We start from the raw sequence: 16,517 nt of genomic DNA, 5'->3' as shown, positions 1-16,517 counted from the left end.
TTACTCCCCTCCGGGCGCGTGGCCCGGCACGAACGGTGCGACGGACAGTGTCCCGTCCTCACCCGAAGAAGCCCGCTCGGTCAGCTGGGCGAGGACCTCATGCGGGGTCAGCCCGGCGCGCTCCGCCACGGCGCGGATCCGCCGCCCGGCTGCCGCGCTGAGCCACACCTCGGAATGCAGCTCGTCTCGCTCCTCCCGCCGCCGCTCCGCGTGGGCCGCATAGGCCCCCAACGCCTGCGCGCGCCGATCGTCCCGCTCCCGCGCCCAGGTGCTGCCCTCTCCGTCGTGGTCGGTGTCGTAGGTGTCGGCGCCGGTCGCGGCGAGGTGGGCTGCGACTCGCTGCCACTCCGCGAGCCTGGCCACCCACCGCTCGGCCAGCTCCTGCGGATCCGGCGCGAACTCCGCACGGCGTACCTGTGAGGGGGAGCGCAAAGCTTCCTGGGTCTCCCGCACCCGCACCACCGCTTCGTCCACGGACCGCGCGATCTGCTGCTCGGTCATGCCCGCCGCCTGGCGGCGCACCTGGTCACGCGCCACATCCTCCGAGCTCCAGATCATTTCACCCTTCTCATAGCCTGTAACGAGATGCCTAATGTATGTCCAACATAGCAGTATCAATTGCCCAGTTGTTGTACAGTGGCCGTATGAGTGAAGAGAACAGTGTGGAAGCGCTGCTGGAGGAAGCCCGTCTCGCCGCCGCGATGCCGCCCCCCGAGGAGAGGCTCCGGCTTCGGGAAGCAGCCGGCTTCTCCCGCGCGCACATTGCGGCCACGGTCGGTGTCGGACGGCAGACGATCGCGAACTGGGAGAGCGGCGCCACCGACCCGACCCCGCCCGCCCGCCTCCCCTACCTGCGCATCCTCAAGGGCCTCGCGGAGATCTATCCGCCCCCCGCCGCCCACGGAGATCCAGTCGCGGCGTTGTTCACCCAGCAGCCCTCCGGGCCCGCTCCAGCACCCGCAGAAGCCACCGCCCCGGTGCCTGCGACGTTCACCGGGCTGGAGACGCTGCGCGGTCCGGACGGACGCGCAATCGAGGGTGACCCGGGCCCGTGCGTCCAGTGCGGTGTCGAGACGACCTACCAGTCCACCGACGGCCGCCCGCTCCACTCCGGGGCCCTGTGCCAGCCCGCCACCTCCACCCCGCCGGCCCCGGACCCTGCCGCCACCGCGCCGATTCCGGCTCCAGTCGCCCCTGCCCCGGCTTCGGCTCCGGCCGCTCCGGTCCGGGTCTCGCCGGTCCCATCACCGGTGCCGAACCGCCCGCAGCGCCGCGCCAAGTCCGCCGACCGTGCGCAGGCCGAGCTGGCCGCGCTCATCAGCCGCGCGGTCCAGGAGGAGGCCGAGCGTGCCGGGGGCGACGAGGACGCGGCACTCCAGGCGCTGATCAAGCGGGCGATCCCCGACGTCATGCACCTGTTCGACGAGACCCGGGCCACCGCCCGCTACGACTACACCGCCTACCCGGCGCTGCCGGACATCCTGAAGAAGCCGTCGAAGAAGGACCCGGACCAGATCTGGGAGGCCCGCCCGCGGTTCCACCACCCCGGCTACTCCCTCAAGGCCCCCGGCAGCGTCCAGGTGACCGCCCTGGATGTGAACGCCGCCTACCTGTCCGCGCTCAAGGTGTGGCTGCCGATCGGGAAGCTGGAGCACACCAACGGCGGCGACGGTGTCGGCCCGAAGCGGTCAGGCGTCCACCTGATCACCCCCGCCCTCTGGATCCACGACCACCTGCCCAACCCGCTGGGCGACCGCGACGAGCCCGGCGCCCTGTGGGTCACCGACGCCACCCTGCGCCTCCTGCTCCGCCTGTCCGGCCCCAAGTACGGGCTGACCGAAGCCCCCGAGGTCCACGAGTCCTGGACCTCCGGCGCCACGGAGAACTTCCTGGACGCCCTGCGCAAGCTCCTGGGAGCCGCCCGCGAGGAAGCCATCGCCGCCGGGGACACCCTGACGCTGGAGTACATCAAGGCCATGTACTCCAAGTTCATCAGCACCATGGGGGAGTCGATCCACAACCGGGAGATGGTCCGCCCGGACTGGATGCACAACATCCACTCCCAGGCGTACGCGAACCTGTGGGGCAAGGCCTACAAGGCCCACCAGGCCGGGCTGAAGGTCATCGCGATGATGGGCACCGACGAGCTGCACGTCACCGGCGACTGGCGACAGGTGTTCCCCGAGGGCCGGGGCGTGTCCCAGATGAAGGTCAAGCACGGCGACGGCAAGGCCTCCGGTGAGTACACGGTCGGAGTCGCCCTCTGATGGCCGGCCGCTGGATGGACTTCGGCCAGTACGGCGCCAAAGGTGCCCCCGGAGCCGAAGCCCTCGGCACCGCCATCGAGAGCATGGTCACCGGCATCGCCTCACCCGTCGACAGCGAACGCGGTCTCGCCGCCCGGCTGCGCTACCTCACCGCCACCGACGCCGGATACGAGGCGATGGACCGCGCCGGGATCCACGTCTCCCCCCGCACCCTGATGGCGTGGCTCGCAGAGGAACGTTCCCCGAACCGGGCCAACCTCGGGCGGCTGGACGCCGCGTACTGGGACCTGCGGCGCCGCAACGTCGCCGCCGACATCAAGCGCCGCCTCCACAACGACGGCAGGGGAACCCGGGTCGAGATCAACCCGGTCAACCAGTCCGCCGTCGACCGCAAACACCAGCGCGACCTGTCCACCCGCAGCGTCAACGTGCGCGACCTCGACCTCTGGGACCGCGCCGTGGACGCCTGGATGGACGACGACCTCGAAGAACTCGACGCCGTCTGGGACGAGATCATCGAAGACCTCGGCTCCGACTACGACGCCTACAGCAACGTCTCCTCCATCGGCTGGGCCGCCTGAATCACCACCCCAGGGGCAGTGGCGTTCTCCCGGCACTCGAATTGCCGGGAGAAACGCCACCCTCCAACTCAACCACCCGCACCCCAGCTCCTATGGAGTACCCCTCATGCCGCCCCGGCCGGGGCGGCATCCTCTGCCCTGGGAAGCAGCCCCTTGCGCAAAAGGCGCCCCTCACGGGCCTCAACAGCGAGGTGTCCACCAGCATCTCCACGGAGGACGCACCCACGCCTCAGGGCTGCGCAGGGACGATCCGTACGTCGGAAACGCCCTCCTCGGCCTCCTTGTACCCCTTGTAGTCCTCAGCGGCCGAGGGGCTGTAGGTGACGGCAGACTCCCGCTGCTCCCCGCCCTGCACCCACGTGATCCTGACGTTCTCCATACCGCTCCCTCGCTCCACTGGGTCCTCAGATGTCTGCCGCACCAGTCTCCGGTAAGGGAGCTGCGCGTCCCCGTCACCAACGACGTCTACGAGCAGCTCCAGGCGCTCGCGGCTGACGTCCCCGCCGAGGAGTACACCGCGCGGATGCTCACCGACGACGTGAGATCTCTCCTTCACCTGTGTCGGCATAGCGGGTGAGGTCGACACCGGCCGAGCGGGCTTCTCTGAGTCGGATGGACACCAGACCGGCGGAGACAGACAGCTCACGTGCGATCTCGTACCCCTTCAGTCCTTGACGGTGCAGCTCGACTATCCGGTCCCGACGCTGCCTGGACCGGCCCTCGTACACCGACCGCTCCTCAGCGACCATCCGCAGCACCGTCCGCTGAGACACCCCGAACCGGTCGGCGAGCTCACGGGCCGTCGCGGTACGGCGCTCGCGCATGGGCTTCTGCGTCACGACGTCCCCCTCATGTACTCCAGCATGGCTGCTGCACGCTCGTCCCGGCGCGCAGCACGCGCTTTACCGCTCTTCTTCCCGCGGGCGGACTGGATGGACACGAAAGTGGCTTCGTAGACGGCCGCGCCGTCCTTCCACATCCTGGACCGTGTCGTGATCCACCGGTGGATGCTGTTGGCGATAGCCCGCGCCTCCACGGCCGGCAACGGCTCCGTGAACTCGGCGTTCCGGGTGTGCACTTCCGCATGGATGGCGGTGTGCAGGGTGCCAGGGTTGCCGAAGTGATGGCGTACCTCGCGGTACGCCCAGGTCCGGGCCGTCTCGAAGATCGAGCAGTTACGCCCCAGACCCGTGATGTTGGTACGGAAGCGCTTGGTCTCCCGCCAGCGCGCCGACGGCATATGACCGCTCAGCGCCTCCTCCAGCCCGCCGAGCGTGTGGAGACCACCGTGGAGCCACTCGGTGCTCCAGTCCACGTGCAGCGGATTCTTCGTCATCAGCCCCGAGTACGCCGCATCCCCGTCCAGCGCCCGGCGCAGCCCCTCCGTGACGGCGGCAGCGTAGGCCAGCGGCTTACGCCGGGCGTACTCGGTCCGCGTCACCGCCTCCGGCGATGGCCAGGTGGGCGCCTTTCTCCGGGACCAGGCGGCCCGACCAGACGAGGTAGGGCCCGCCCGGGCCGGCAGCGGCCCGCCAGGCCGGAATGCCTCTGCGCCTCGCAGGTCCGATTGGTGACCGGCAGTACTTCGTCGCCCAAGTCGTACAGCTGGACCGCGACGCCGCACGACCCACAGGTGGGTGTCGACGCCGTTGCGGATCACTCGGGCCGCCGGTGCGGTGGCGTGCCAGGCAGCCGCTGTATGGGCACTGACAGCGGTGAACGTCACCGGGCAGGCGTCCTGCCCTTGGGCCTGGACGGCCGACTCCATCCAGGGGGTCGGCGGGGTGTGCAGGGTGGTAACCACCGGTAGCGGCAGCGTCGGCGCCATCGCCACCGGCAGGTAGTGAAGGCTGTTGTTGTGGACCACGTCGAAACGCTCCTGGCCGTCCCGGGCCAGGTCCAGCATGAGCCGGAGGTAGGCGTGGTGCTCGGCCATCCACAGGGTGTCGGGCATGCTGACATCCGCGCGGGCGGCGTCGCTGAGCACCGGCCGGTGCACGGGAAGCTCGCGCACTCCCAAAGCTGGGTCGGAGCCGGGTGCGGCGAACGGCTCCACCTGGTGCCCGCGGTCGGCCAGCGTCTTCGCCAGCGCCCAGGTGTGGGCTTCCAGACCACCGGCGAACGGCTCGCTGACAGGAAAACGAGCAGACGCAATCAGAGCAACCCGCACACAACTACTCATCCGATGAGCTCGCGGTACAGAGCGAACGGCGGCCACCATTGCTGCGAAGTGCTAAGCCCGACATTGGGCCGCGGGGCGGCACATGCCGAAGGGAAGCCTCGTTCGCGGCGGCGCCGGAAGCGGTCTGGTCCCTCATGAGTCTGCTAGCTCCCGCATGGATGTCTATCTCCGGCAGCGTTTGTGCCCCGGATTATTGCACGCACACGTACAACGCGCGAGTATGTAGGTCATCATCCAGAAAGCGTCTAAGCCACTCATTCGCCGAGTTCTCTCTTCAGCCGCTTTCCACCGGAGAGCTTTCTCTGTAGGTAGCGGCAGGTATGTTCGTCGGCAGCACCGAAAGCGAGTTGCTTTAGCAGAATCCTGTTACGGAGGGCGCCTATCGGGAACACGTGTCGTGCCGATGCCGGTATGACGAAGTACCGGAACCTCACGAGCGGAAGGACTGTGTGATGACGAAGGCACGCGACATCATGACTGGCGGCGTCGAGTGCGTCCAAGCCCGGGAGACGGTGCTGGACGCGGCGCGCAAGATGAAGGACCTCGGGGTCGGAGCGTTGCCGATCTGCGGTGAGGACAACAAGCTCAAGGGCATGCTCACCGACCGCGACATCGTGGTGAAGGTGTTGGGCGAGGGCAAGGACCCCGCCACCTGTCCGGCCGGAGACCTGGCGCAGGGCGAAGCGGTCACGATCGGCGCGGACGACGACGCGGAGGAGATCCTGCGCACGATGACCCAGCACAAGGTCCGACGACTGCCGGTGATCGACGGACACGACCTGGTCGGTGTGGTCGCCCAGGCCGACGTGGCCCGCGCACTGTCCGACCCGAAGGTCGGCGACCTGTTGGAAGCCCTGTCCACCGACTGAGCCGGCAGTCCCCTCGCCGATGCCCCGGGACGTGCGGTTATCTTCGCGCGTGCCGGGGCAGACGCTCGGCACGGGACGTATATCCCCGGTCGGAGTAAGGAGAATGCTGATGTTGATGGCCCACCCCCTGGTGCTGAAGAACCTCATCGAGCAGTACGAGACGCTGCAGATCCTGCACGCCGAGGACGGCTCGCCCGAAGCACGCCAGCGGTTGGAAGACATCACCTACACCCTGTGCGTGTCCACCGGCACCCGGGACATCGACGCCGCTCTGACCACCGCCCGCCGCCAAATGGAGCGTGCCGACCTCCCCAGTGACTACGCACTCACCGGCTGACTTCCAAATGGGCGCTACCTGCCCGCCTTGGTAGGTGCCCGGGCACTCTTCTGCGGAACACGGGCCGTCGGATGACACCGCGGTGCAGGCCCTACGGGCGGCTGCCCCGGCCCCGCGAGACAGGTGCAACCTGTGGTGCGCTGCCGTTGACGTGGGCGCCGTTTCCGATCGAACGGTGGAAGCGTTGGTCGCGCCGCGACTTATCGCTTTCGTCAGCCGCATCTCCTCGAATAATGTCGAGGAGATGCGGCTGGCAAACTCAGGCGGCATGCATTCCCCCTCTCAAGCGACAGGCCGCCCTCATTCGTGCCCAATGGAGGTTCTCGCCGTGGAGCATGACATGCACAAGCACGAGACACATTTGAGCAGATTGGTTAACGTTTTCCGGCGGATGGGCAGGAATTACTCGCCGCAGGAAGAGCGTCGACTTGCCGGTCACCTCGGGGCCCTCGTCGCCTTCGGCGCGTACACCGCCGCCTGGGGCACGGTGATCGGCATGCGGAAAACTGAACTTCCCGGCGCCCACCGGCCGACCGATGTCGTAGTCACGGCGGCCGCCGTGTTCCGCCTTGGTCGACTGCTCAGCAAGGGGTCCGTCACAAGCCCGCTCCGGGCTCCGTTCACCCGGTACGAGGAAGCGACCGGCCCGGCCGAAGTGCAGGAAAGCCCCCGTGGAGGCCCCATCAGGTCGACCGTGGGCGAGCTGGTCACCTGCCCGTTCTGCCTCAGCGTCTGGCTGACGACCACCTTCACCGGCGCCCACCTGCTATGGCCCAAGGCCACCCGCACCGTGACAGGGGGACTGGCCGCCCTGGCTCTGGCCGACACCATGCAGCTCGCCTACGACAGCCTGACGCAGAAGAACGCCGAGTAGGTCCTCGGCGACGAACTTCGCTGATGCGCCAGCAGCTCCGCAGCCCCACCGGAGCCAACCTCAAGGCCCTGGAGACGGGGCTGCGGCGCATCGCTGCTGACCCGAAAGGATCACGTTACGGGAAACGGTCACCGGTCGTTCACCCGGATGCCGGGTCCAGCGGCTCAAGGCCACGTGATCGGGTAGGCGTACCGGGCGGCGCACGCCGTTTCTATCGGGAGGCTGCCTTCATGGATGCACCGGAAAATCGGCACCTTGGACGGCAAGGGAACTCTGAGCCTCGACGGTCGATGGTGGTGTGCGGGGTCATCGGAGTGGCGGTGATGGCGGCTGTCGACGAGATCGTCTTCCATCAGATTCTGGGATGGCATCACTTCTACGACCGCTCCACCAGCGGTGTGGGACTCATGTCCGACGGGCTGCTGCACACCGCCGAACTGCTGGCACTGATCGCCGGGTTCTTCCTCTACGCAGACCTCCGGCGCTCCGGCACCCTCGCTCCTGCCTACGCCTGGGCCGGCTTCTTCCTCGGTCTCGGGATCTTCCAGGTGTTCGACGGGATCGTAGATCACAAACTCCTTCGGCTGCATCAGATCCGCTACGGCGTGGACATCGCCCCTTACGACTGGGCGTGGAACATCGGCGGCCTGGTCCTGGTCTTGACCGGTCTGCTGCTGGGTCTGCGCGCCAGGCGATCAGGCCGAACCGGATCAGCAGTGTGATAGCCGTGCATGCCCATCCGGTCTCCGCCGACCCTGGCCTGTTCGCCCACGGACTGGCTCTGGCCGGGACGGCGGCAGCCATCGCTTATTGGTGGGCCGCAGGCCGACTGCTGCGGCGAGGTGATGCCTGGCCTCGATGGCGCACCATTTCCTTCACCGCCGGAAGCGCCGGTGTGGCGTGGATCGCGGTGAGCCCCCTGCCGGGAGACCCGTTCACCGCCCACATGATGGAGCACCTGATCCTGGGCATGGCGGCCCCGCTGCTGCTCGCTCTTGCCCGACCTTTCACGCTCACCCTGCGCGTACTGCCACCCGGCACAGCACGCCGCAGCCTCCTGACATTGATGCACTCGCGCCCCGCGGCCTGGATGGTCTTTCCGCCAGTGGCAGCACTGCTCGATCTCGGAGGGTTGTGGCTGCTCTACCGCACGGAACTCTTCGCAGCCGTACAGCACCATCCCTTGGGGCACGCCGTCATGCACGGGCACGTCCTGGCCGCCGGGCTGCTCTTTACCTTCTCCGTCTGCCAGCTGGACCCGGTACGCCATCGCCGCAACCTGCCCCTACGCGGGGCGACGCTCCTCGCTGCTGGCGCCGCGCACGCCGTACTCGCCAAGACCCTCTACGCCACTCCACCGCCCGGCACCGCCTTCACCACCGCCGACCTGCAGACCGGCGCACAGATCATGTACTACGGCGGTGACGTGGTGGAAGCCGCACTCGCCGTTGTACTCGCCGCCTCCTGGTACCAAGCAGCAGCCCGCACCCGCCAACAGCGCCACCGCGCGTACTCTCCTCGAACGGCAAGCACGAGAACCAGCCCCTGAGGCTCACTGCGACGGACACGTCTCGCGCACTACCGCGGCCCGGGCACACGAGACTGCGGCGCTTCAGGGCGTCAGGGGTGTGCGTAGGGCGGAGCGCCCGTCTCGCCATGCCGTCAGCAGGTGGTCGCCAAGGAGGGCTTCTAGGTGTCCGGTCGCCTCGATGCCCATGACGATGTCGGCCGCCAGTGCGGGCTCGTCCTCCAGGAGGCCTCCGATCACCTCGTGACGTACGACCTGTTCGTGAACGGCGTCGGCCTCTACGTGCTCGTCGTAGAACCGTTGGGCGGCCGGTCCAGCGCCGACGCGGCGCAGGGCCGTGGCCAGCCCCCTCGATCCGGGGGAGGAAGTGATCTCGACGGCGGCGAAGTGCCCGACGAGGGCACCGCGAAGGCGACGGTGCAGGCCGAAGAGAGACATCATGTTGACGGTGGCCAGGGCCTGGGCGGGCGCGGCGTCAGGGTAATGGCCGTACTGCGCGTTGAGGCCGAGGTCGGTCATCAGGTCGGCGAAGAGCCTGGCGTGGATGTTCTCGGCCCGCCCCGCGCCGAATTCGTCGAACTCCACGGCGACCATCCCCGCTTTCGCCCGGCCGGTGAGCCTGGGCACGACCCACAGGTGCGGGTCGGCTTCTTTGAGGTGGTAGAGGGAGCGAAGGGCGGCATACTCCCGTAGTTGCCACAGCTCTCCGTCCCGCTGGAGGTGGTGGCTGACGCTGTGGCCGTCAAAGCCCACGGGTTCCACCTGGAGGGCGTCCACCACCCCGGTCACGTCCTTCGAGCCGGTGCCGCCATCGCGGCGCAGTGCGTCGAGGAAGACGTCTTCGGCCGCCGCGCGCACGCCCAGCAGGGCGGGGTTCCACTCCAGGTTCTCGTCCACACCTGAGAATCCTCGGTAGTGGAGCTCGTACAAAACGTATAGGAGGAGCTGGATGTCGTCTCCGTACGGGTCGCAGCGGCGTACTGCGTCGGTTTCGGGCAAGCAGGTCCCACTGCCTGCCAGTACGGTGAGGACGTTCTCGCTGAGAGGACCGCGCGCGAGGGAGACCGGGGGAGACGGCGGGGCTTCTGTAGGTGGTGGTGGTCTGAGTAGTCACGGTCGGGACTTCTCCTCCTCGTCTTTCTGTGCTTGTCCATCGCCCCGGCGATCTCCGGCGGGTTTGCGGTGGCGGTGGCTGGTGTCACACCAGGGGTAGGTGCGGCTGCGGCGGCAAGTGCAGATTGCGACGAGGAAGCGGTCGGACCGCGCTGTCGTGCCGTCGGCACTCTCGACCTCTACCGGCCCTTCGACGAGGATCGGTCCTTCCCGGTTCACCGACACGCGGCGCGGTGTCTCATCCCTTCCGGGCACGGGTCACCACCGATTCCTCGGGGAGCAGCGAGCTTGGTCTCTGGTCATGTAGTCCAAATAACCGCTGGGGCCTCAAAAGAACGGCCCTTAGCGGGATGTTCATAGGGCGCACGGCGAGTCCGGCTGTTGGTGGCGGCCGTCGAGAGTCCTTGGACAGCACGTGCCGGGAAGGAACTTCCCCGGGAACCAGCGGAGCCTGCTCAAGGCGCCGCGACGGCCGGTCCGGTCGTGCCTGGCGCGTAGCGGCAAACGCTCGGTCTACCGGCCATACCCTCGTCAGTCCCGGCACCCGGCGGCAGGTCTGCGGCAGCCGGTCGTGGTGCTCATTGATCCCGAGCTGCCCTTCCGCGCCCGTGCGGATCTGGTTTGCCGGTCGAAGCATGAGGTTGGAAACTGGGATCAGCGGGGTCAGCCGTCGTCCATAGTTGCGGGAGCCTAGGGATGGATCGTCTGACTGCCCGGTGGTCTTCTGCGCGCTGGTTGCCGCTGGGGCTGATCGTTGTCGCGGCGATCGGCGATGCGCTGACGCCGATCGGCTATACGTGGGTCCCTCTGATCGCGGCGGCGTGTGTGCTGGCTACCCAGGTCGGTCCGCTGCGGGTAGCTGCCCGCTACGAGGCGGCGGACGCCGAGGCCCGCATCGGTGGGGACGCGTACGCCATCCAGGACACCCCATTCGGAATCCGCATTCTCATCGGCGACATCAGAGGGAAGGGGATCGGCGCCGTCTCCATCACCACCACACTGATCGGCGCCTTCCGCGAAGCCGCTCACCATACATCCAGCCTGGAGGAACTTGCTGAACGGCTGGAGCAGTCCCTCGGACGCGATCAGGCCCAGCACTCCCACACCAGCCATGACGAAGAGTTCACGACCGCCCTGATCGCCGAGATCGACCACGCGGGCCGCACCTTGCGACTGCTCAACCGAGGCCACCCTGCCCCGTACCTCATCCGTTCCGGCCGCGTCATCGAACTGCTCCCCGCCGAGCCCGGTCTTCCCCTGGGCATGGGAGACCTCATCTCCCAACCCGCGACCACCGACACGTTTCCTCTTGTGGCCGATGACATCCTGTTGTTCGTCACCGACGGAGTCACCGAAGCCCGCGATGCCAGCGGATCCTTCTACGATCCCACCCGTCTCACCCTTCCTGACAGAAGAGCTGTCACCCCCGCCGAGGTGCTCGATAGGCTTGCTGACGCCGTCTACCGGTGGGCCGGCGGGCGACGTGACGACGACATGGCCACCCTCGCCATCAGCCTCAGCAAGTCCGACAGGCCATCCCGCGCAGACGCTTCCCCCTCCCCCCGATCACCGGCTCACCCGTCCACGCCCCGCTAGCCGCAGCCCCGTTGCCCGACGAGGAGGTCAGCTCGTCCAGGTCTTGATCTGAGCAGCGACCTCCCGGACTGGGAGACCGTCCCGGGCGGCGCGGGCCAGGGGGAGGACGGTGTCCAGGCCAGGGCTCACCGGCTTCCCGCACGCTGACAGGTAGGCCGCGGTCACGGTGGCTGCGAACAGCAGGTTGCGCTTCTCCAGGCTCGGGTTTCGCGCCAGCTCGCACAACAGGGCCGCGGCTTTGTGATGGGGCTCGGGGTATACCTCGTGGTCCAGGACTTCCGCCCGGTGACGTGCTTCGGCTGCTACCGGCACTCCGTAGTCGACGACCTGTGGATCCCCCGGGATCTGCTGCGCCACCGCCAAGATCCAGGCGAGATCGATGCGAAGATTCACGCGGCGTCCCGCGGCGCGCTCTCGGCCAGCCCTTCCGGAAGGCCGGGGTACCGGTCTTCACCGGCTTCCGCCTCGAACTCGTCCGCGTACTGGGCCAGGAATGTCGCAGCGCCGGCCATGAACGCGGATCGTGCCTGATTAACATCGGCCTCGATCAAGTCAGCCACGTACCCCTGCAAGGTCAGACCGCGGCGCTTGGCCCGGTCCTCGGCCGCCGCCTTGACGGCGTCGTCCAATCGGATATTCGTCTGCTTTGCCATACCCACCATCATAGCTAGTTCCTGATACCAACAGCTAGCAGTCGGCTTCGAAGCTCCTGCCGCCACGCACGAGCACCTCTCAGACGACCTGGCAGAGAGCAGGCCACCTTTACCTGCGGCCCGCCCCGGGGACGGGCCGCAGGGCTCTGCCGTCGACGTCCGGCGGCAGCACACGTTCTGCGGTTGCATCTGGACCAGGCGGTGGCCCCGGTGTGGGGTAACGCGGTGGAATCGGTGCTCGGCACCACGGTCCCCGTGGACCGGCACATGCTCGTCCGCCGCTGCTACGTGCACCGGATCCTTCCGGACAGCGAGGGCACGGTCCGCCGGGATCAGATCGGGACCGATGTCTTCGGCCGACTTACCCACATCTGCGCTCGCTCGGAGAGCACGGGTTATCCAGGCTGCCGACGAACTCGCGGTGCGGCTCACCTGCGCTCGAGCAGAGGTGAGCGTCGGCGGGGCGGTCAGAAGCGGGGGGAGAAGGAGCTCTCCGCGTGAGCGGAGGTGAGCCGACCGAGACCCGCATGCAGATCACCCGGGGCAGGTGCTCTCCGCGCGGGCGGAGGTGAGCCGATCTTCGGCCGTGAGCCCGTCGTCGTCCTCTGGTGCTCCCGTTGGCCGAGAACCGGTAGTTGCTGGAGGATGCGGCCGGCGTACGGTATGGACCGAAACGAGGGTTCCGTCCACGATCCACAGCCGTTCGACGTCCGCTACGGGCCGCGGCGCCGGCACGATCGCCAGGAGCGGCCGCAGGCGATGGATGACTCGGCAGACGGTGGTCGGGGAGATCGCGAAGAGCGGGGGGAGCTGCCGCGTCGTGAGGTTGGTGCGGTAGTGGACGGCCACCAGCAGGACCCGGTCCGCCAGCGGCAGGCACCACGGTCGGCCCGCCAGCGGGACCGTTTCCGCCCCGCTCCCGTACCGCCTTCTCCAACCAACCGCGCCCCCGGGGACCGGCGCCCGTCCGCTCCCCATGGCCCGTCCGAGGCGGGAACCGCCGGGCGGCGAGGTCATCGGCGTACCCCCTCGATCGTGAGGCTTTCTGCGGGTGCGGGGAGCAGGGCGGGCAAGTGGACCGCTGGGAACATGCACGGGGATTATCCCGCGGGCGGTGGAGGCCCCCCGGACGACTACCGCTGAGGGTCTCCTCCGGAGTGCCACACGCACGCGTACGCCCGTGCGTACTCCGGGAACCCTTCCCTCATCCCTCCCGTAGGCTCGTGATCAGTTCGCGCGGCAGCCCGTGGGTGTCGTGGAGGTAGTGGAAGTCCTCCTCGGACAGGGGCCCTTGGAACCGGGCTTGGGCGAGCACCTGCCGTCCGCGCTCCAGGAGCTGGCCGAAGCGGTTCTCCTCCTCGCGCAGCATGCGGAACACGTATTCCGGGCGCATCTCCCGCGTCTCTTGGCGGAAGTGGTCCAGCGTGTGTCGGACCAGCTCCTCCGGCAGGTCACCGATGCTGCGCGAGGGGTCATCCCGCCGGAGCGCGGTGAGGACCCGGCGTACCAGGCGGCGCAGCACGTAGCCCCTCCCGGTGTTGGCCGGGCGTACGCCGTCGCCGAGGATCACGACGGCCGAGCGCAGGTGGTCGCAGATCAGGCGCAGCGAGGGCTCGTCCAGCTCCCACAAGGCGGGAACGAGGTGGCGCCAGGGGTCGAAGAGGTCGCAGGCGAAGACGGACGGTTTGCCTTGGAGCAGCGAGGCCAGCCGCTCCAGGCCGAGTCCGGTGTCGACGTTGCGCTGGGGGAGAGGGACGAGGGAACCGTCGCCGAGCCGGCGGTGGGTCATCGTCACGTGGTTCCACACCTCGACCCAGCGGTCGTCGCGCGTGGGCGTCGACTGCGGTGGGCCGTCGCCGCTCCACAGGAAGATCTCCGAGTCGGGCCCGCATGGCCCGACCATGCCCTCGCTGCCGTTCGGCCACCAGTTGTCCTCAGCGGTGGGTTCGACGGGAACACCAAGGCCCTGCCACAGCTCAAGTGAGGCGTTGTCCGGCCCGGTGCGCTCGTCACCACCGAAGACGGTGGCGTGCAGCAGCCCGGGGTCGACGCCCAGACCCTCGGTGAGCAGCTCGTACCCCCATTCCAGGCTGGCCGGGCCCTCGTAGTCGCCCAGTGACCAGGTGCCGAGCATCTCGAAGACGGTCAGATGGGTGGTGTCCCCGACCTTGTCGAGGTCCGTGGTGCGCAGACAGCGCTGCACGTTGACGAGCCGCCGGCCCAGCGGATGGGGGCGGCCCTCGAGGTACGGCGTGAGCGGGTGCATGCCGGAGGTGGTGAAGAGGACGGGGTCGCCGGGGGGAGGCAGAAGCGTAGATCCGGCGATCCTGCGGTGGCCGCGTTCCTCGTAGAACTCGACGAATGTGCGGACCAGTTGTTCCGTACGCATGGGGTGGCTCCTTCGCGTCGCAGCGGGGAGGCGCCGGAGAACGGGACCGTTCGGTCACCCGGCCTGACCGAAGGGCCACGGCACATCACCGACGGACCGTTTCCGGTCGCCGGGGGAAGGGGGGAAGGTCAGGCGGCGGCAACCGGCGAGCTGGTCGCTCGCGCGGTCGCGCTGGTGATGAGGCCGGTGACGTTCATGCAGGTGACGATAACGCGCCGAGCGCACTGCGGCACGCGAATTTACGGTCAGGCCCCCGCCCAAGCGTGTCAGCCCCCGCCTTGGTGCGCCGCCCGCCTGATGCCAGTAACGCCGCCATCCGTGGCCTTCCCGGTTCGGCTGGCTCGGTCCGTGGGGCCCGCAGGGGACCTGGACAGCTTCTACCGCTTCCCGCGGGGCGGTGTCGCTGCTGAAGGATTCGCTTCAGCGCGAGCCTCCCGGCCGGCGACGCCGCCAGGAGCGTGTGGCTCGGGGCGGTTCTACGGCGGCATGGATCAAGAGGATGCCGGGCCTGGGTGGGATTCTCTGGGGTGGTCCATCAGCTTTCCCGTGACCGCGGTCCTCGTCTACGTCCTGAGCCGTATGTGGGCGGGCGAGCGGGTCCCACACCACGGGGAAGGCGTTGGGCTGGTGACGCGTGCACCGAATATGAGCCTTCACGGCCTGTGCGGTCCGCGGCCTAGATACCCGGCCGGTGTCGGGGCCGTGTCAGCTTGCCCGAGGCGCACGAAGGTCCCGGCCTGCCCCGGGGGGTCAGGCCCTTCGTCGTGCTGGTGCCGTCGGCGCGGAGATCGAGGGCTGCTGCTCTGGCGCACCGGCCAGGGTCAGGGGCGTGTGAGGGCGTCGAGCTGGGCGGCGAGGTCGGGGTGGGCTGCGGCCAGGTGGGGGCGGGTGGCGACGAGCGGGGCGATGATGTCGGCGGGATTGTCGTGGGCGAGGGCTGCCGATGTCAGCCGGCGATCTCCTTGCTGCCGGAGCCGACGCCAATGGAGATCTTGCGGGGCTTGGCGCGCTCGGCGATTGGGATGTGGCGCCACACCCTTGGGCACCATCCAATCCCGGCTTTGATGAAAGGCATGCACCGACAGTGATCACCGACGTGCGCGCACCGCTTGAGCAGCAGCGGCCGAATGGAACGGCGTATGAGCAGATGCTGGAGAGGGTCCGCTATGAGGGCGCCTACCCCACCCGCGAAAAGGCCGAAGAGGTCGTACGCCTGGTCCTTTCGGGGCTGGGGCGGCAGCTGACCGGCGACGAACGTGTCGACTTGGCCGCCTGCCTGCCCGTGGAGGCCGCACGCGTGCTGACCGCACAGATCCCCGACCCCCAGCCCTTGACCGGCTGGGCCTTCGTCAAGGACCTCGCCGCCCGCTCCGGAGCCTCCCCGGCCACCACGCGCTGGAACACCGGCTCCGTCTTCGCCGCCGTCACTGCCCACGCCGGCCCCGACCTGATCACCCGCATCCTGAGTCAGTTCCCGACCGGCTGGGCCCTGCTGTTCGGCCGCGCCGAACAGCAGGGCCCGCCGCGTAATCGGCTCCCAGGCGAGACAAAGGGGAGGACGCCGGCCGGGCCCGTTGGGCGCCCGGCCGCAGGCGGCTACTTGGCGAGGAGCACAGCTCGGCACCGGAAACATCGGTGGCCTGACCAGAAAGATTCACCCGGCCTGGGACGGCGGGGACCGGGCCTCTCGCTTCCGTCGTCACAGGCGGCAACACCAACGACTGCACCCGGTTCACGACCGTGATGGACGCGATCAGGGTGCCCCGGACCGGGACGGCCCCGTACCCGGCCCGATCACGTCCTGGGCGACAAGGGCTGCAGCTCCAAGGCGATCCGCGCGTGGCTTGCCGCCGGGGCATCCCGCACACGATTCCCGAGCGGGCCGACCAGATCGGCAACCGGGCAGCACGGCGAGGGCCTGCTCGCCGACGTAGAGGATCTTTGCGTGACTGCTGTTGTGCCGTTGTTTCAGCGTTTGAGTCGGTGGCGGCGAAAGGGGACTCGAGTGTGCCGACCGGCGCCTTGGTGGGTGCCGCTTGTGTTTTCCCGAGTAGTAGAGGGTGGCGGCGGCGATCCGGTCGATCGGCAACAGCGTGCCGTCCAGGATCACGTGACAAGCACGCGGAGC

At 68.6% G+C, this 16,517-nt stretch carries 17 protein-coding genes and 4 pseudogenes; 9 read left to right on the top strand and 12 right to left on the bottom strand.

Annotated features, from left to right (window positions below; translation table 11 throughout):
* Entirely contained in the window at positions 1-558 is a 558-nt protein-coding gene (locus IF17_RS0112600) for a hypothetical protein (protein ID WP_244890465.1), read from the bottom strand.
* Between the two features lie 86 nt (positions 559-644).
* Here IF17_RS0112600 and IF17_RS0112595 point away from each other — a divergent pair, with 86 nt between their 5' ends.
* A complete protein-coding gene (locus IF17_RS0112595) occupies positions 645-2,267 on the top strand; it encodes a helix-turn-helix domain-containing protein (RefSeq protein ID WP_030565189.1) in 1,623 nt (540 codons plus the stop codon).
* Positions 2,267-2,848, top strand: coding sequence for a hypothetical protein (locus tag IF17_RS0112590; protein ID WP_030565187.1), 582 nt, complete (start codon positions 2,267-2,269; stop codon positions 2,846-2,848). The genes IF17_RS0112595 and IF17_RS0112590 overlap by 1 nt, the downstream gene beginning before the upstream one ends.
* Before the next feature lie 229 nt (positions 2,849-3,077).
* Here the strand turns inward: IF17_RS0112590 and IF17_RS1000000138945 are convergent, their stop codons facing one another.
* The 3 genes from IF17_RS1000000138945 to IF17_RS1000000139460 form a co-directional block, all read right to left on the bottom strand.
* Positions 3,078-3,227, bottom strand: a complete 150-nt coding sequence (locus IF17_RS1000000138945; protein ID WP_157851145.1) for a hypothetical protein — start codon at positions 3,225-3,227, stop codon at positions 3,078-3,080.
* Between the two features lie 148 nt (positions 3,228-3,375).
* The gene (locus IF17_RS0112580) at positions 3,376-3,687 is read right to left on the bottom strand and encodes a hypothetical protein (RefSeq protein ID WP_209437759.1); all 312 of its coding nucleotides are present in this window, start codon (positions 3,685-3,687) and stop codon (positions 3,376-3,378) included.
* Positions 3,684-5,018: a glycosyltransferase gene (locus tag IF17_RS1000000139460; protein WP_209437758.1), complete on the bottom strand. Its 1,335-nt coding sequence runs from the start codon at positions 5,016-5,018 to the stop codon at positions 3,684-3,686. The genes IF17_RS0112580 and IF17_RS1000000139460 overlap by 4 nt, the downstream gene beginning before the upstream one ends.
* Positions 5,019-5,482: 464 nt before the next feature.
* Here IF17_RS1000000139460 and IF17_RS0112565 point away from each other — a divergent pair, with 464 nt between their 5' ends.
* The 5 genes from IF17_RS0112565 to IF17_RS0112545 all read left to right on the top strand — a co-directional run bounded on the left by IF17_RS0112565 (position 5,483) and on the right by IF17_RS0112545 (position 8,659).
* The gene (locus IF17_RS0112565; RefSeq protein WP_030565184.1) at positions 5,483-5,899 is read left to right on the top strand and encodes a CBS domain-containing protein; all 417 of its coding nucleotides are present in this window, start codon (positions 5,483-5,485) and stop codon (positions 5,897-5,899) included.
* A gap of 109 nt (positions 5,900-6,008) precedes the next feature.
* Positions 6,009-6,236 (top strand): DUF5133 domain-containing protein, encoded by a 228-nt coding sequence (locus tag IF17_RS0112560; RefSeq protein ID WP_030565182.1) that lies wholly within the window; start codon positions 6,009-6,011, stop codon positions 6,234-6,236.
* A 340-nt stretch (positions 6,237-6,576) separates the two neighbouring features.
* Positions 6,577-7,110 carry a DUF1360 domain-containing protein gene (locus IF17_RS0112555; RefSeq protein ID WP_032771895.1) on the top strand — a complete coding sequence of 178 codons (534 nt, stop codon included), beginning with the start codon at positions 6,577-6,579 and terminating at the stop codon, positions 7,108-7,110.
* A 290-nt stretch (positions 7,111-7,400) separates the two neighbouring features.
* On the top strand, positions 7,401-7,832 hold the full coding sequence (locus IF17_RS0112550; protein ID WP_106980172.1) for a DUF2243 domain-containing protein: 432 nt from the start codon (positions 7,401-7,403) through the stop codon (positions 7,830-7,832).
* Positions 7,833-7,837: 5 nt separating this feature from the next.
* Positions 7,838-8,659: a cytochrome c oxidase assembly protein gene (locus IF17_RS0112545; protein WP_244890464.1), complete on the top strand. Its 822-nt coding sequence runs from the start codon at positions 7,838-7,840 to the stop codon at positions 8,657-8,659.
* Between the two features lie 63 nt (positions 8,660-8,722).
* Here IF17_RS0112545 and IF17_RS0112540 read toward each other — a convergent pair whose 3' ends face one another.
* Positions 8,723-9,658 carry an iron-containing redox enzyme family protein gene (locus IF17_RS0112540; protein WP_051883972.1) on the bottom strand — a complete coding sequence of 312 codons (936 nt, stop codon included), beginning with the start codon at positions 9,656-9,658 and terminating at the stop codon, positions 8,723-8,725.
* 90 nt (positions 9,659-9,748) lie between these two features.
* Positions 9,749-9,970 (bottom strand): CDGSH iron-sulfur domain-containing protein, encoded by a 222-nt coding sequence (locus IF17_RS1000000137690; protein WP_244890485.1) that lies wholly within the window; start codon positions 9,968-9,970, stop codon positions 9,749-9,751.
* 477 nt (positions 9,971-10,447) lie between these two features.
* Here IF17_RS1000000137690 and IF17_RS0112535 point away from each other — a divergent pair, with 477 nt between their 5' ends.
* On the top strand, positions 10,448-11,347 hold the full coding sequence (locus IF17_RS0112535; RefSeq protein ID WP_030565173.1) for a PP2C family protein-serine/threonine phosphatase: 900 nt from the start codon (positions 10,448-10,450) through the stop codon (positions 11,345-11,347).
* A gap of 27 nt (positions 11,348-11,374) precedes the next feature.
* Here the strand turns inward: IF17_RS0112535 and IF17_RS0112530 are convergent, their stop codons facing one another.
* The 5 genes and pseudogenes from IF17_RS0112530 to IF17_RS1000000140225 form a co-directional block, all read right to left on the bottom strand.
* Positions 11,375-11,740, bottom strand: coding sequence for a hypothetical protein (locus tag IF17_RS0112530; RefSeq protein WP_030565171.1), 366 nt, complete (start codon positions 11,738-11,740; stop codon positions 11,375-11,377).
* On the bottom strand, positions 11,737-12,000 hold the full coding sequence (locus IF17_RS01000000136345) for a hypothetical protein (protein ID WP_244890463.1): 264 nt from the start codon (positions 11,998-12,000) through the stop codon (positions 11,737-11,739). Before IF17_RS01000000136345 ends, IF17_RS0112530 begins: the two co-directional genes overlap by 4 nt.
* A 616-nt stretch (positions 12,001-12,616) precedes the next feature.
* A pseudogene (locus IF17_RS1000000137685) lies at positions 12,617-12,937 on the bottom strand (helix-turn-helix domain-containing protein); the annotation flags it as partial.
* A gap of 267 nt (positions 12,938-13,204) precedes the next feature.
* Positions 13,205-14,389, bottom strand: coding sequence for an alanine--tRNA ligase-related protein (locus tag IF17_RS0112520; protein WP_030565168.1), 1,185 nt, complete (start codon positions 14,387-14,389; stop codon positions 13,205-13,207).
* 946 nt (positions 14,390-15,335) lie between these two features.
* Positions 15,336-15,413 (bottom strand): annotated as a pseudogene (locus IF17_RS1000000140225) (Hsp20/alpha crystallin family protein); the annotation flags it as partial.
* Positions 15,414-15,473: 60 nt separating this feature from the next.
* On the opposite strand from IF17_RS1000000140225, the pseudogene IF17_RS0112510 reads away from it, so the two are divergent.
* Positions 15,474-15,899 (top strand): annotated as a pseudogene (locus IF17_RS0112510) (DUF2267 domain-containing protein); the annotation flags it as partial.
* Between the two features lie 519 nt (positions 15,900-16,418).
* On the opposite strand, the pseudogene IF17_RS1000000138490 reads toward IF17_RS0112510, so the two are convergent.
* A pseudogene (locus IF17_RS1000000138490) lies at positions 16,419-16,517 on the bottom strand (IS5/IS1182 family transposase); the annotation flags it as partial.

Source organism: Streptomyces cyaneofuscatus (assembly GCF_000718135.1).
Classification (GTDB): Bacteria; Actinomycetota; Actinomycetes; order Streptomycetales; family Streptomycetaceae; genus Streptomyces; species Streptomyces cyaneofuscatus.
This window is presented reverse-complemented; position numbering and strand designations above follow the sequence as displayed.

Bases quoted from the DNA above. Each gene is read 5' to 3' on its own strand.
- IF17_RS0112600 (WP_244890465.1), bottom strand. From the start codon at position 558: ATGATCTGGAGCTCGGAGGATGTGGCGCGTGACCAGGTGCGCCGCCAG.
- IF17_RS0112595 (WP_030565189.1), top strand. From the start codon at position 645: ATGAGTGAAGAGAACAGTGTGGAAGCGCTGCTGGAGGAAGCCCGTCTC.
- IF17_RS0112590 (WP_030565187.1), top strand. From the start codon at position 2,267: ATGGCCGGCCGCTGGATGGACTTCGGCCAGTACGGCGCCAAAGGTGCC.
- IF17_RS1000000138945 (WP_157851145.1), bottom strand. From the start codon at position 3,227: ATGGAGAACGTCAGGATCACGTGGGTGCAGGGCGGGGAGCAGCGGGAG.
- IF17_RS0112565 (WP_030565184.1), top strand. From the start codon at position 5,483: ATGACGAAGGCACGCGACATCATGACTGGCGGCGTCGAGTGCGTCCAA.
- IF17_RS0112560 (WP_030565182.1), top strand. From the start codon at position 6,009: ATGTTGATGGCCCACCCCCTGGTGCTGAAGAACCTCATCGAGCAGTAC.
- IF17_RS0112555 (WP_032771895.1), top strand. From the start codon at position 6,577: ATGCACAAGCACGAGACACATTTGAGCAGATTGGTTAACGTTTTCCGG.
- IF17_RS0112550 (WP_106980172.1), top strand. From the start codon at position 7,401: ATGGTGGTGTGCGGGGTCATCGGAGTGGCGGTGATGGCGGCTGTCGAC.
- IF17_RS0112535 (WP_030565173.1), top strand. From the start codon at position 10,448: ATGGATCGTCTGACTGCCCGGTGGTCTTCTGCGCGCTGGTTGCCGCTG.
- IF17_RS01000000136345 (WP_244890463.1), bottom strand. From the start codon at position 12,000: ATGGCAAAGCAGACGAATATCCGATTGGACGACGCCGTCAAGGCGGCG.
- IF17_RS0112520 (WP_030565168.1), bottom strand. From the start codon at position 14,389: ATGCGTACGGAACAACTGGTCCGCACATTCGTCGAGTTCTACGAGGAA.